Annotated in this window: 11 protein-coding genes and 1 tRNA gene; 5 read left to right on the forward strand and 7 right to left on the reverse strand. The window is 37.0% G+C overall.

Annotation, left to right across the window (positions count from 1 at the left end; all coding sequences use genetic code 11):
• Positions 1–59 precede the first annotated feature (59 nt).
• Complete coding sequence (gene dprA / locus AC5LXI_RS02330; protein ID WP_493443355.1) at positions 60–1,160, reverse strand: DNA-processing protein DprA; 1,101 nt, start codon at positions 1,158–1,160, stop codon at positions 60–62.
• 159 nt (positions 1,161–1,319) lie between these two features.
• Here dprA and def point away from each other — a divergent pair, with 159 nt between their 5' ends.
• Complete coding sequence (gene def, locus AC5LXI_RS02335; protein ID WP_493443356.1) at positions 1,320–1,832, forward strand: peptide deformylase; 513 nt, start codon at positions 1,320–1,322, stop codon at positions 1,830–1,832.
• Between the two features lie 44 nt (positions 1,833–1,876).
• Here def and grpE read toward each other — a convergent pair whose 3' ends face one another.
• The gene (gene grpE, locus AC5LXI_RS02340) at positions 1,877–2,461 is read right to left on the reverse strand and encodes a nucleotide exchange factor GrpE (RefSeq protein ID WP_493443357.1); all 585 of its coding nucleotides are present in this window, start codon (positions 2,459–2,461) and stop codon (positions 1,877–1,879) included.
• Between the two features lie 156 nt (positions 2,462–2,617).
• Here grpE and nadK point away from each other — a divergent pair, with 156 nt between their 5' ends.
• The gene (nadK, locus tag AC5LXI_RS02345) at positions 2,618–3,496 is read left to right on the forward strand and encodes an NAD(+) kinase (protein ID WP_493443358.1); all 879 of its coding nucleotides are present in this window, start codon (positions 2,618–2,620) and stop codon (positions 3,494–3,496) included.
• Between the two features lie 49 nt (positions 3,497–3,545).
• Here nadK and AC5LXI_RS02350 read toward each other — a convergent pair whose 3' ends face one another.
• Positions 3,546–4,046 carry a phosphatidylglycerophosphatase A family protein gene (locus tag AC5LXI_RS02350; protein ID WP_493443359.1) on the reverse strand — a complete coding sequence of 167 codons (501 nt, stop codon included), beginning with the start codon at positions 4,044–4,046 and terminating at the stop codon, positions 3,546–3,548.
• Between the two features lie 96 nt (positions 4,047–4,142).
• Positions 4,143–5,153: an ornithine carbamoyltransferase gene (argF, locus tag AC5LXI_RS02355; protein WP_493443360.1), complete on the reverse strand. Its 1,011-nt coding sequence runs from the start codon at positions 5,151–5,153 to the stop codon at positions 4,143–4,145.
• 267 nt (positions 5,154–5,420) lie between these two features.
• On the opposite strand from argF, the gene carA reads away from it, so the two are divergent.
• Both carA and carB read left to right on the forward strand, forming a co-directional pair.
• Positions 5,421–6,575 carry a glutamine-hydrolyzing carbamoyl-phosphate synthase small subunit gene (gene carA / locus AC5LXI_RS02360; RefSeq protein ID WP_493443361.1) on the forward strand — a complete coding sequence of 385 codons (1,155 nt, stop codon included), beginning with the start codon at positions 5,421–5,423 and terminating at the stop codon, positions 6,573–6,575.
• A 1-nt stretch (position 6,576) separates the two neighbouring features.
• Positions 6,577–9,792 carry a carbamoyl-phosphate synthase large subunit gene (gene carB, locus AC5LXI_RS02365; RefSeq protein ID WP_493443362.1) on the forward strand — a complete coding sequence of 1,072 codons (3,216 nt, stop codon included), beginning with the start codon at positions 6,577–6,579 and terminating at the stop codon, positions 9,790–9,792.
• A gap of 59 nt (positions 9,793–9,851) precedes the next feature.
• Here the strand turns inward: carB and AC5LXI_RS02370 are convergent, their stop codons facing one another.
• Positions 9,852–10,271 carry a GFA family protein gene (locus AC5LXI_RS02370; protein ID WP_025316813.1) on the reverse strand — a complete coding sequence of 140 codons (420 nt, stop codon included), beginning with the start codon at positions 10,269–10,271 and terminating at the stop codon, positions 9,852–9,854.
• 341 nt (positions 10,272–10,612) lie between these two features.
• On the opposite strand from AC5LXI_RS02370, the gene AC5LXI_RS02375 reads away from it, so the two are divergent.
• Positions 10,613–10,689 (forward strand) — tRNA-Met (locus tag AC5LXI_RS02375).
• A gap of 38 nt (positions 10,690–10,727) precedes the next feature.
• On the opposite strand, the gene metF is transcribed toward AC5LXI_RS02375, so the two are convergent.
• Positions 10,728–11,603, reverse strand: a complete 876-nt coding sequence (metF, locus tag AC5LXI_RS02380) for a methylenetetrahydrofolate reductase [NAD(P)H] (RefSeq protein WP_493443363.1) — start codon at positions 11,601–11,603, stop codon at positions 10,728–10,730.
• 90 nt (positions 11,604–11,693) lie between these two features.
• Positions 11,694–13,967 carry a 5-methyltetrahydropteroyltriglutamate--homocysteine S-methyltransferase gene (metE, locus tag AC5LXI_RS02385; protein WP_493443364.1) on the reverse strand — a complete coding sequence of 758 codons (2,274 nt, stop codon included), beginning with the start codon at positions 13,965–13,967 and terminating at the stop codon, positions 11,694–11,696.
• Positions 13,968–14,398 lie beyond the last annotated feature (431 nt).

Raw genomic sequence — 14,398 nt, forward strand, 5'->3', positions numbered from 1 at the left:
TTTTTATAGCGGTTTTTATGTTAAAAAACCTCGTTCCTCAACTTTTTTATTATAGAATTTTATTTGGTCCGGTTACGAATGTAGCCACCAGTGACAGTGATAATTAATCCTGCTATTTCCATGTCTAATAATTTAATGGTTAGTTCAGGAATAGGTAAATCAACAAGGTTTGCAATGGTATCAACTGGAATTGGGTGATGGTGGATAACAGCGAAAATTTCAGGATATAAAATAGTAGCACTCTCTTTGTTTGCAAGGTTACTTTGTCTATCAATTGTGGATAAAAAGCCACTATAGTGTTCTAAAATATCAGTCGGTTGAGTGACTAAATAGGCGCCCTGCTTAATTAAGTAGTGGGTGCCATGACTATTTTGATTATCGATATCACCCGGCAATGCAAACACATCGCGATTTTGTTCAAGCGCATAACGAGCGGTAATAAGTGATCCGCTTTTTTCCGATGCCTCAACTACAAATGTCCCTAAACTTAATCCACTAATAATACGATTGCGACGAGGAAAATATTCGGATCTTGCTTTTTCAGATGGATAAAATTCTGAAATGATTGCACCATTTTGTGCCAAAATATCATTTGCTAATCTAAGATTCGAACGTGGCGAAATTTGCGCTAAACCGCTACCCAAAACAGCAATAGTATTTCCTGATACCTCAAGTGCACCGCGATGGCAAATAGCGTCCAACCCGAGGGCCAGTCCGCTAGTCACTGTTAAACCATTAATGGCTAATTCGCCAGCAAAATACCGTCCCCATTGTGCGCCATACTCACTAAATTCACGACTACCCACCATTGCAATTTGCGGTGAATGTAATAACTGTTTATTGCCCATAACAAATAACAATAATGGTGGTGAACTAATCTGCTTTAGTAACATTGGATAATCGGGATCACAATAAGCAATCAAATATTTGGCAGGATGTGGTGTTGCTAACCAATCAAGTATTGGTTCAAAATGAAGATAAGAGGTTTGAAAAAAGCGCTCTTGAAGTGTTTTTGATAAGCCTATTTTTTCTAATAATAACGCGACATCATTGATGTTATTCGGCAGACCATTGCTAAAGCAAAGACTAATTCGCTCAAAACAGCCCATTCTTTTATGACCAAGCATTGAAATTCGTAATAAAAATTCATATTTACTCATTACTGTCCTTTTTATTTATATTGTTGCTTGGTGCCATATCTAGAATTGATTAGATATATTTTACCAATAGTCAACTAAGGCTATTCACCGGCATCATAAATGTTTACAATGTAGGCGAATCTGAAAAAACACAAAATTGAGGAGTAGATCGAAGAATTTATGGCTATTTTACCGGTATTACGTTTCCCAGACGAACGACTTCGCAAAATCGCAAAGCCTGTCTCTAATTTTACACCAGAGCTACAAGAAATTATCGATAACATGATGGAAACCATGTACGCTGAAAATGGTATTGGACTTGCAGCGACACAAGTGGATGTGCATGAGCAGATCATTGTGATTGATGTATCAGAAGATCGAAGCCAACCTTATGTAATTATCAATCCTGAAGTGATAAACCAAGAAGGCGAAACTGGCATTGAAGAGGGATGTTTGTCGATACCTGACTGCCGTGGATTTGTGCCAAGATCAGAAAAAATCAAGATCAAAGCGTTAGATCGGGAGGGTAATCCTTATGAAATTGATGCCGATGAACTATTAGCAATTTGTATTCAGCATGAAATGGATCACTTAAAAGGTAAACTGTTTGTTGATTATCTCTCGCCATTAAAACGTCAACGTATTGAACAAAAGATGAAAAAGCTAGCTCGTGAAGAGCAAAAGAATCGATAGCATAAACCGCCACTAAGTTGGCGGTTTTTTTATTAAACTTGCTATTATTTAGCGACAATCACCATCGCCGGTCGGATGAGTCGGCCATTAAGTGTATAGCCTTTTTGGATAGTATTTACAATCTGTCCAGACTGATGTTCTGGCGATTCAACCATACTAATTGCTTGATGTAGATCAGGATTGAGCTGGGAATCAGTAGTATTGATCACATCAATACCAAATTTCTTGACCGTATCTAAAAATGATTTCAAGGTTAACTCTAACCCCTCTACCGTTGCTTGATGTTCTGGATTATTTTTATCGGTAGATTCTAACGCACGCTCAAGATTATCAATCACTGGTAGCAGCTCATTTGAGAATTTTTCTAGCGCAAATTTACGTGCTTTATCCACATCTTGCTCAACACGTTTGCGAACATTATCAATTTCAGCTCGAGCACGAATCATTGCTTCGCTTTCATTTTTCTTAGCAAGTTGCAGTGCTTGTTCAAGTTCGCTAATGCGTGCATCTTTAGCCTTTAACTGCTCTTCAATACTTGGTTGTGATGGGGTTTGTTCTTCAGTTGTTTGCTCAGTAGCGGTTTGAGTGTTTGTCTCATTTTCTGACATATTGTTCTCTTGTTCAGTCATAGGGTACTCCAAATTTAGTCGAAAACTTAGTGAATAACAGTTATTATGGGGATAATTTTTATTATTACAAGTTTAACGATAAGATGATATCGTGTTTTTTTAATCGGTAACTAAAAAAATAATTGTACTTAAGTCTAAAATGAACAAGGATATTTTATGGGTAGACCATTTAAATGTGTTGGTTTGGTTGGGATTCCGCGTAAGTTAGAGGCGATTGAAACTCACCAGGTACTGTATGACTGGCTAGTTAACTTAGGTATTGAAGTTTTAGTTGAAGATCAATTAGTGCAATATATTAAATTTCCAAGCAATATATATGCATCATTAGATGCCATCGGTGAGCAAGCCGATTTAGCCATTGTGGTGGGTGGCGATGGCAATATGTTGCGTTCAGCCCGTCACTTATCACACTATAAAATCAAAGTCATTGGCGTAAATCGTGGTAATTTAGGTTTTTTAACTGATATTTCTCATGATCATGTCATCGAACAATTAACCCCAGTTATCAAAGGTGAATATGATGATGATCCTCGGTTTTTGCTGGAAGTATCTATCTATAGTGATGGTCAGTTAATTAATTCTGGTTTTGCGGTAAATGAAATAGTGGTTACCCCAAATACGGTTGCCCATATGATTGATTATGATGTCTATATCAACGAGCGTAACGCATTTTCGCAGCGTGCTGATGGTTTGATTATTGCAACGCCGACCGGTTCGACTGCGTACTCACTATCGGCAGGTGGCCCAATCCTTGCACCACATTTAGATGCATTAATTATTACACCAATGTTTCCACATTCGTTAGCGGTTAGACCATTAGTAATAAAAAGTGATAATCCTATCCACCTTAAATTTCCTACTACTGCTTTGGATCTTAATATTGCTTGCGATAGTCAAATTATTTTACCCATTAGACCGACACAAGATGTGATTATTCGCCGCTCAGATTATGAATTTAATTTAATCCATTCTAAAGATTATGATTATTTTAATAATCTCTCGAGCAAACTAGGTTGGTCACAGAAAATGTTTTAGTCGTAAATTATTACTTCAAGTAAATTATCATTTAAAGATAAATCTATCTTTAAATGATAAAGGTTAAGGCATAAACCGATAATGATGAAAAGATTGCGGCGATCACATCATCGACCATAATACCAAATCCACCCGGCACGCGTTTATCAAACCAGCGGATTGGCCAAGGTTTTGCCATATCAAAGACTCTAAAAGCAACAAAAGCAATAGCAACCCATAAAACGCAGAGCTGTGGAATAAAAAATAGGGTAATCCACATACCGACAAATTCATCCCATACTATATGGCCTGAATCATGAGTGTGGGTATCATCCGACGTTTTTTGACATAAAAAACAACCAAAAATAAAAGCGACAACTATTAACACCCAATATAAAAACGGTTGCAAACCATCAAATAGAAACCAAATGGGAATAGCCATTGCTGATCCCATCGTACCGGGCATAATAGGTGACATACCAGACCCTAAACCCACCGCGAGTAAATGGATAGGATTAGTTAATTGCACATATTTTTTAAAGTCTCTATTTCGCTCTTGTTTTGTAGTCATTATATTAAAGGTCTTTTAGATAAAATAATGCCGACTTAAAGTCGGCAAAAAACAGCTTAGCTAAATCAAGCTAAGCATTAGTGATAATCAACTATATTATTCGTCTTTAGTTAACGTTGCAACCATTACCGCTTTTATCGTATGGAGGCGGTTTTCCGCTTCGTCAAACACGATGCTGTGTTTTGATTCAAAGACTTCATCTGTCACTTCTAAACCATTTTGCAAACCATATTGGGCAGCCATTTGTTTACCCACAGTAGTATTCATATCATGGAAAGCAGGTAAGCAATGCATAAATTTAACATCTGGGTTGCCTGTCAATGTGATCACATTTTGATTGACTTGATATGGTGTTAATAATTTTACTCGTTCGTCCCACACTTCTTTCGGTTCGCCCATTGATACCCATACATCGGTATAAAGAAAATCAACATCCTTAACACCTGAAGCAACATCTTCAGTTAAAATAATTTTGGCGCCGGTGGTTTTGGCGATTTCTTGGCATTTTTTTACTAACTCTGCTTCTGGTTGGCAAGCTTTTGGGGCAACTAAGCGAATTTCCATTCCCATTAATGCAGCACCTTCCATTAAGGAATTGCCCATATTATTTCTTGCATCACCTAAATAGGCAAATTTAACACTGTTTAATGCTCGCTCACCAATATGTTCTTTCATCGTCATAAAATCAGCTAAAATTTGCGTTGGATGTGCTTCGGTAGTTAAACCATTCCATACCGGCACGCCAGCATATTTTGCTAAAGTCTCAACTATTTCTTGCCCATAACCACGATATTCAATGCCATCATACATTCTACCTAATACCCGAGCGGTATCGGCAATCGACTCTTTGTGTCCGATTTGACTACCACTTGGCCCTAAATAGGTAACTTGTGCACCTTGATCAAATGCACCAACTTCAAATGCACAGCGAGTACGAGTTGAGTCTTTTTCAAAAATAAGGGCAATATTTTTACCCGCTAAATATTTTTTTTCGCTACCGTCTTTTTTGGCTTTTTTTAATTTGATAGCAAGCTGAATCAGCTGGTTAATTTCTTCAGGTGTAAAGTCGAGTAAACGTAAAAAATGACGTTGATAAAAACCGTGCATATTGAGCTCCTAATAGCGGTGAATATTGTTATGATTCTATTTGAATAATTATGCAATTTCAAGTTAAACATTTTAAATTTAGTTAATATTATTTTTTAGCCTTTGAATTGTCTAAAAAATTAGATTTTATTATTCAATTATTTTTTATAATATTGCTTTTTTTGTTCAAAAAAGTGTAATAAAATGACCAAACATCAGATCTTAAAAAAATAATTAAATGAATTATTATTCATAATTATTGATTATTTAATCAAAGGTTGTTTAATCATGCAAACTTATGCCCTCCTTATGTTACAAGACGGTTCACAATTTATCGGTAAGTCAATTGGTGCTAACGGACAAACCGTTGGTGAAGTGGTGTTTAATACGTCAATGACCGGTTATCAGGAAATCCTTACCGATCCGTCTTATAGTGAGCAAATCGTTACATTAACTTATCCGCATATTGGTAATGTTGGCACCAATAGTGCCGATGAGGAATCTAATCGCGTTTATGCAAAAGGATTGATTATTCGCGATCTACCGCTAATCGCGAGCAATTATCGAAGTGAAATGGATCTTTCCAGTTATTTAAAAAAGCATAATGTAATTGCTATTGCGGATATTGATACCCGTCGTTTAACCCGTATTTTACGTGAAAAAGGGGCACAACATGGTGTGATTATTACCGCAAATGATAAACAGACCTTATTAGATAAAGCCGAAAATGCCAAACAAGAGGCACTAAATTATAAAGGGTTAAGTGGATTAGATTTGGCTAAAGAAGTGACTTGTAAGGAAAGTTACACATGGACTTATGGTATTTGGACCAGACAGCATCCTATACCAAAAGCGGAAAGTGAATTGCCTTACCATGTGGTTGCTTATGATTTTGGCGTGAAACAAAATATATTACGGATGTTAGTTGCGCGTGGATGTAAGTTAACTGTTGTTCCCGCTAAAACGCCAGCAAATGAAGTGTTGGCACTGAATCCAGATGGAATCTTTTTATCAAATGGTCCAGGAGATCCGGCGCCTTGTACTTATGCTATTGAAGCGATTAAGCAGTTTCTGACTACTGATATTCCAGTTTTTGGTATCTGTTTAGGGCATCAATTGCTAGCACTAGCCTGTGGAGCTAAAACTATCAAAATGAAATTTGGTCATCATGGTGGTAATCATCCTGTTAAGGATCTAGAAAATAATCGTGTCATGATTACCGCACAAAATCACGGATTTGCTGTCGATGAGAGCACCTTGCCAGCACATTTACGCGCCACACATAGATCGTTATTCGATGGCTCATTACAAGGGATTCATCATAATCAGAAACCTGCATTTAGTTTTCAAGGACACCCGGAAGCCAGTCCAGGTCCACACGATGCTGCGCCACTTTTTGATCACTTTATCGAATTAATTAAAATTTATAAGCAGGAGCAATAATATGGCTAAACGAACAGATATTAACAGTATTCTAATTATTGGCGCTGGTCCAATCGTTATCGGTCAAGCTTGTGAATTTGATTATTCCGGTGCTCAGGCATGTAAAGCATTACGTGAAGAGGGCTATCGAGTCATTTTAGTTAACTCGAATCCGGCAACCATTATGACCGATTCAGAAATGGCTGATGCTACCTATATTGAGCCTATCCACTGGACATGTGTGCGTAAAATTATTGAGAAAGAGCGACCTGATGCCATTTTACCGACAATGGGGGGGCAAACGGCATTAAATTGTGCATTAGAGCTTGAAAAACAGGGTGTATTAAAAGAGTTTAATGTTGAAATGATCGGTGCTACTGCCGATGCGATTGATAAAGCGGAAGATCGCAAACGCTTTGATCAGGCGATGAAAAAAATTGGTCTTGATACAGCTCGTTCTGGTATTGCTCACTCATTAACAGAAGCTTATGCGGTACTAGAACAAGTCGGATTTCCTTGTATTATTCGTCCTTCTTTTACAATGGGAGGAACCGGTGGCGGTATAGCATACAATCAAGAAGAATTTGAGGAAATATGTACTCGAGGCCTTGATTTATCGCCGACTAATGAATTACTTATTGATGAATCATTGATTGGATGGAAAGAGTATGAAATGGAGGTCGTGCGGGATAAAAACGATAATTGTATTATTGTTTGTTCGATTGAAAACTTCGATGCAATGGGCATTCATACCGGTGATTCAATCACGGTTGCACCGGCACAAACCTTAACAGATAAAGAGTATCAAATCATGCGTAATGCCTCAATTGCGGTATTGCGCGAAATTGGTGTTGAAACTGGCGGTTCAAACGTGCAATTTTCGGTTGATCCACAAACGGGACGATTAATTGTCATTGAGATGAATCCTCGAGTATCTCGTTCTTCAGCGTTAGCATCTAAAGCAACTGGTTTTCCTATTGCTAAGATCGCGGCTAAATTAGCGGTTGGTTATACACTTGATGAACTCTGCAATGATATTACTGGTGGAAAAACACCTGCTTCTTTCGAACCTTCTATCGATTATGTCGTGACTAAAATCCCACGTTTTAATTTTGAAAAATTTGCTGGCTGTAATGATCGCTTAACTACTCAAATGAAATCAGTTGGTGAAGTGATGGCCATTGGCCGAACATTCCAAGAATCCATGCAAAAAGCACTACGAGGTTTAGAAGTTGGCGCCAGTGGATTGGACGAAAAAATCGATAATTATAGTGATGAAAAGAATCTAACTAAAATTCGTTATGAATTGCAGGAAGCTGGTAGTGAGCGTATTTGGTATCTAGCTGATGCGTTTCGTGCTAGTTTCACGCTGGATGAAATCTTTTTATTAACCCATATTGATCGTTGGTTCTTAGTGCAAATTGAAGAGTTAGTCCAAATAGAAAATCGCTTAAAACAGCAAATGATTGAAAATCTTGATCAAGAGGCATTATGGCAGCTTAAGCGTAAAGGATTTTCGGATCTTCGTATCGCCAAACTCCTAGGTTGCCAAGAACAAACAGTGCGAGATCTACGTTGGCAATATGATATTCACTCAGTTTATAAACGAGTAGATACTTGTGCTGCTGAATTTTCAACCGATACAGCCTATCTTTACTCAACATATGAACAAGAGTGTGAAGCACAACCACAATTTAATCGTAAAAAGATTATGATTTTGGGCGGTGGGCCTAATCGAATTGGTCAAGGCATTGAATTTGATTACTGCTGTGTGCATGCTGCATTGGCTTTACGTGAAGATGGTTTTGAAACCATTATGGTAAATTGTAATCCAGAAACTGTTTCAACCGATTACGATACTTCCGATAGACTCTATTTTGAGCCAGTTACTCTTGAGGATGTACTTGAAATTGCTCATGTTGAAAAACCTGATGGCGTAATCGTACAGTATGGTGGACAAACTCCGCTGAAATTGGCACGAGCCCTTGAAGCAGCCGGAATTCCAATTATTGGTACTTCACCTGATGCCATAGACAGAGCCGAAGATCGCAAACGCTTTCAAGAAGTAGTCGATAAATTAAAGTTAAAACAGCCAGTTAATGCCACCGTAACCGATATTGATGAAGCGGTAATCAAAGCAGAACAAATCGGTTATCCACTCGTGGTGCGCCCATCTTATGTATTAGGCGGTCGAGCAATGGAAATTGTTTACAATGAACAAGATTTACGCCGTTATTTTAAAACTGCGGTGAGTGAGTCAAATAATGCGCCAGTATTACTTGACCACTTTTTAGATGATGCCATTGAGGTAGATATTGATGTGATTGCCGATGGCGAACAAATCGTTATTGGTGGCATTATGGAACATATTGAACAAGCCGGTATTCACTCGGGTGATTCAGCTTGTTCGCTACCAACGTATACATTAAGTCCTGAAATTCTAGCTGAACTGCGTAAACAAGCTAAACAGTTAGCATTCGAGCTAAACGTAAAAGGTTTAATGAATGGACAGTTTGCTGTCAAAGATAATCAAGTTTATCTGATTGAAATTAATCCGCGTGCAGCCCGTACGGTGCCATTTGTCTCGAAAGCGACAGGCTTACCACTGGCTAAAATTGCTGCCCGCGTCATGACAGGGCAATCGCTGGCCAAGCAAAATGTCACTCAAGAAGTGATTCCGCCTTATTATTCCGTTAAAGAGGTGGTATTACCATTTAACAAATTTAGCGGTGTTGACCCAATTTTAGGACCAGAAATGCGCTCAACCGGTGAAGTTATGGGAATGGGTAAAACATTTGCTGAAGCCTTTGCTAAAGCACAACTTGGTAGCTTGTCGAATATGAAAAAATCTGGCAAAGCGTTACTTTCTATTCGTGAACAAGATAAACCACGTTTATTAGAAGTTGCTAAACGATTAATCGCTCATGGATTTAGCATTGATGCCACACTTGGCACGGCAAAAGCATTGCAACAAGCAGGAATTGCCTGCCAAATTGTCAAAAAAGAGAATGAAGGTCGGCCCAATATTCATGACCATATTAAAAATGGCGAGTACAGTTATATTCTTAACACAACGTCAGGGCGAGCAGCCATTGAAGCCTCTAAAATCCTGCGTCGTAGTGCTATCCAATATAAAGTCCATTACGATACCACCATGAATGCTGCTTATGCCACAACGTCGGCGCTAGATTACGATCCTGCTCACAGTGTGATACCATTACAGGCACTTTATCAATAACCAAAAAGACGAGCAATGCTCGTCTTTTTTTACAAATACATCAAGTTATAATTTATTTTTTAAGCCTTTCCTTCCGCCATTGCTAAAATATCTGCTTCGGTTAATTTATGAGTCTGATTAGCAAACGCATAGCAAGTTGGTTTTTTATCAATAAAGACTTCAGCCGTGAATTTTAAATCCTTAATATCGTCAAAGATCCAAGCGGCAATATAATAATTTTGCGTACCTTTTAAATGATAATAAAGATGAGAGCCACACTCTTTACAAAATGCTCTTTCCGCCCATTGTGATGAGTTAAAATGGGTAACATTCTCTTGTCCTTCTATCGTTAAATCACCACTGTGCGCTAAAGTCATTAAAGGTCCAGCACTCCATTTACGACAAGTTTGGCAATGGCATGCACTAAAATCCGTATTAGCAAATGGAACAGATAATTTAACTTTTCCACATAAACAAGATCCATGATATTGAGTTGACATATTTTTTCCTTTTCCAATTAAATGTACATTATGTAATTTTAATGATGTTAGCATAATGAATAATCAACGAAAATAAATTTTTTTGTAAAAAATATTGAGGAGTGTATACCGCATAAACATATAAATTACCTATTATCTGTTAATAACATCCACATGTTAATTACAGCAAACTATCATTAATCGGTGGGTTATATAAGGAATGCTGTAAAAAATATTGAGAAGTGTATACCGCTTCGTATGTAAATCGCTATTATTTGTTAAGCAATGTGTAAAAATATGGATTTTAGGCAATAAGGGTATTGCATTATTATTTTATTACTATAATATAGCCATCACTCTGACGCGGGGTGGAGCAGCTTGGTAGCTCGTCGGGCTCATAACCCGAAGGTCGTTGGTTCAAATCCAGCCCCCGCAACCAATTCTACCAAACCTTTCTATTTTCTTATTAACAATTAATCACGCTGATTTTGGCACAGCGAGTAATGTTGATACTGCTTCGCAAATACGTCTGGCAATATAACTGTTGTTCATGGTGTATAAATGAATACCATCAACATTTTGTGAGACTAAATCAACAATCTGATCGATAGCATAAGCAATACCAGCATCACGAAATGCATCCGGATGATGTTCATATTTCTCCATCATCTGTTTGAACTTTTTAGGTAAATTAACTCCGCACATTGAAACCATGCGTTCAATTTGATTTTTATTGGTGACCGGCATAATTCCCGCTTCAATCGGGACGTTAATGCCCATATCATGTGCTTTATCTACAAAGGTATAAAAATAGTCGTTATCAAAAAACAGTTGTGAAATTAGCTGATCAGTGCCGGCATTCACTTTTTCTTTTAAATGGATTAAATCTTGTTTTATTGTGGTAGCCTCAAGATGTCCTTCTGGATAACAGGCACCAATTACGTTAAAATCACCATTTTCTTTAATAAATGAAACAAGTTCACTTGCAAAACGAAAATCATCTTTGGGGGTTACGTTTGGATTGATATCTCCGCGTAACGCAAGCACGTTATCAATTCCCGCACATTTAAGGTCATGGAGGATTTTTGACATTTCTACTTTATCAAAGTTAATTCCTGGCAAATGGGCAACACTTTCAATCCCATAGGTATGTTTAACTGAGTGGGCAATGTCGATTGTGGTTTGACCATTCAAACTACCACCTGCGCCATAAGTGACACTAATAAAATCCGGTTTGAAGTAACCTAATTCACGTAAGGTACTGTAAATTGTCTCTAATGGAGAGGTTTTTTTAGGTGGAAAGACCTCGAATGAGAACACTGTTTTTTGGTTAAAGAGTAAATTTGTTTTCATTAGTATCATCCATTTTTGTTATTGAGCTTTATTGACCTCGCTTATAAAAGCAATCAGTCAGATAAAGCTCATTCACTTTTTAAAACAGTATTAATTAAGTGTCTTTCTTACTGCTAATGTCGCTTGAACTAAATGTTCTAAGCTTTCGACTACTTCTTTTTCACCGCGAGTTTTTAAACCACAATCTGGATTAATCCACAATTTTTGCTTATCAATTTTGGCCACTAATTTTTCAATGGTTGCTTTGATTTCCGCAACTGGCGGTACACGTGGTGAGTGGATATCATATACACCTGGACCTACTTCTGTTTTGAAGTTATTGGCTTTAAGTACATCAATTAACTGTAAATTAGAGCGTGATGCTTCAAATGAAATGACATCGGCATCCATCGCATCGATATCTTTGATGATGTCAGCAAATTCGCTATAACACATATGAGTATGAATTTGGGTATCGGCTTGTACTTTGCTGTGAACCAATCTAAATGCCGGAATTGCCCAATCTAGATATTCACTATTCCAATCAGCTTTACGTAATGGTAATTTTTCTTTTAATGCCGCTTCGTCAATTTGGATGACTTTAATGCCAGCTGCTTCAAGATCTAATACTTCATCACTGATCGCTAACCCAATTTGGAATACCGATTCTTTTTGTGAGATATCTTCACGAGGGAATGACCAGTTTAAGATAGTCACAGGGCCAGTTAACATACCTTTAACAGGTTTATCAGTTAAACTTTGCGCATATTTTGAATATTCAACCGTAATTGGTTTAGAACGGGAAATATCACCCCAAACAATTGGTGGTTTAACACAGCGTGTACCATAAGATTGTACCCATGCTTTTTCAGTAAAGACAAAGCCATTTAAGCTTTCACCGAAGTATTCCACCATGTCATTACGTTCAAATTCACCGTGAACTAATACATCAATACCGATCTTTTCTTGTAATTTGATACATTCAGCAATTTTTTTCTTATTAAATTCAGTGTATTCATTTAGGCAAATTTCGCCTTTTTTGAATTTAGCACGATTTAAACGTACATCCGGTGTTTGTGGGAATGAACCAATGGTGGTAGTTGGTAATAATGGCAGATTAAAGGCTTTTTTCTGTGCAGCTTCACGCACGGAAAACTCAGGTAGACGGGTAAAATCAGACTCTTTTAGTGCTGTCACTTTTTGGCGAACCGCTTGGTTAGCCCCTTCACGTTCGCGAGTAAACAGAGTTTGGTTAGCTTTGTAAGCTGCGTTGTTATCTCGATTGGTTTCATTAATTAATTGACCTAGTTCAGCAAGTTCTTGCAGCTTTTCTTGAGCGAAAGCAAAATAAGCACGTTGTTGAATAGTCAATTTGGTCTCATTTTGTAATGTGTAAGGCACATGCAATAAAGAACATGAAGTGTTAACTACCACGTTGACTGCTTGTTGTTTGATTTTGGTTAATAATGCCAAGGTTTTTTTGTAATCATTTTTCCAGATATTTTTACCATTAACGACACCAGCAAATAAGACTTTATCAGCAGGGAAGCCATTATTTTCAAGTAAAGTTAATGTTTGCTTACCTTCTACAAAATCCAGACCGATACCATCAAACGGTAATGCAACAAGTTCTTTATAGCAGTCACGGACATCACCAAAATAGGTTTGCAACACAACTTTGGTTTTGCCTTTAACTGATAAGATAGCTTGATAAAGTTCGTTAAATAGTGCGATATCTTGTTGAGTAAGATCAGTGACTAAAATTGGTTCATCAATTTGGATCCAGACAGCACCAAGTGTAGTGAATTTTTGGATGATTTCTTGATAGGCTTTAATAATGTCTGCTTTAAAATCAACTAGCTGTTTGCTACCTAAATATTGGGCTAATTTGAAAAAGGTTAATGCCCCAATAATAACCGGTTTGGTTTGGATACCTAACGCCTTAGCCTCTTGGTATTCATCAAAAGGTTTTGTACTGGCGATTTTAATTTGTAGTGAATCTTCAATTTCAGGCACTAAGTAGTGGTAATTGGTGTTAAACCATTTTTTCATTGCTAACGCACGCACATCTCCTTTATCGCCTTGATAACCTCGCGCCATAGCAAAATAGCGGTCGAGTTCAGGTAAACCTAAATCCTGATAACGTTTTGGAATAACATTAAGTAAACATGCAGTATCAAGTACGGCATCATAAAATGAAAAATCATTTGATGAGATAAATGCGATTTTTTGTGAAGCTTGTTGTTGTAGATGTTCAGCACGCAGTGCTTTTGCCTCACTCAATAATTCAGTTTGGCTTTTGTTGCCTTTAAAATAAGCTTCGGTGGCAAATTTTAATTCTCGAAGCTTACCAACACGGGGATATCCAATAACAGCAGTATTCATTTTATTTTCCTTTCATCACATTTGGTTAATAATAGGAAAGATAACAAAAAAAAATGCTATTGAATAATTCTAGTTTTTTATTGATTGATATAGATTTTAACTATACCCAATTGTTTTTTTATTGCTATAACTAATAATTAGTTGATGATTTTAATGATAGCAGTATAGTATAAAAACTGTTTCTTTACAGGAAGTATAAGAATGAAATTTATATATTGTCTTTTTATTCTTGAAGTTATTTTAATTTTTCCTATGTTGGGTGATAACAATAATGTCGTCTTATCTTCAAAAATAATTCACAATATTATTATTACCATTATTTTTGGTTTTAACTGTGTGGTGAATTTATATTACTGTATATTTAAATCGAACAAGCAACGAATTGATTATATTGGGATTACATTATTATTTTCAGTTATTCTTTTTGTACC

The sequence above is a fragment of the Gilliamella sp. LMG 34361 genome, from assembly GCF_984569075.1.

Excerpts from the sequence above, each read along its gene's own strand:
- dprA (WP_493443355.1), bottom strand. The coding sequence starts at position 1,160 with ATGAGTAAATATGAATTTTTATTACGAATTTCAATGCTTGGTCATAAA.
- def (WP_493443356.1), top strand. The coding sequence starts at position 1,320 with ATGGCTATTTTACCGGTATTACGTTTCCCAGACGAACGACTTCGCAAA.
- grpE (WP_493443357.1), bottom strand. The coding sequence starts at position 2,461 with ATGACTGAACAAGAGAACAATATGTCAGAAAATGAGACAAACACTCAA.
- nadK (WP_493443358.1), top strand. The coding sequence starts at position 2,618 with ATGGGTAGACCATTTAAATGTGTTGGTTTGGTTGGGATTCCGCGTAAG.
- AC5LXI_RS02350 (WP_493443359.1), bottom strand. The coding sequence starts at position 4,046 with ATGACTACAAAACAAGAGCGAAATAGAGACTTTAAAAAATATGTGCAA.
- argF (WP_493443360.1), bottom strand. The coding sequence starts at position 5,153 with ATGCACGGTTTTTATCAACGTCATTTTTTACGTTTACTCGACTTTACA.
- carA (WP_493443361.1), top strand. The coding sequence starts at position 5,421 with ATGCAAACTTATGCCCTCCTTATGTTACAAGACGGTTCACAATTTATC.
- carB (WP_493443362.1), top strand. The coding sequence starts at position 6,577 with ATGGCTAAACGAACAGATATTAACAGTATTCTAATTATTGGCGCTGGT.
- AC5LXI_RS02370 (WP_025316813.1), bottom strand. The coding sequence starts at position 10,271 with ATGTCAACTCAATATCATGGATCTTGTTTATGTGGAAAAGTTAAATTA.
- metF (WP_493443363.1), bottom strand. The coding sequence starts at position 11,603 with ATGAAAACAAATTTACTCTTTAACCAAAAAACAGTGTTCTCATTCGAG.
- metE (WP_493443364.1), bottom strand. The coding sequence starts at position 13,967 with ATGAATACTGCTGTTATTGGATATCCCCGTGTTGGTAAGCTTCGAGAA.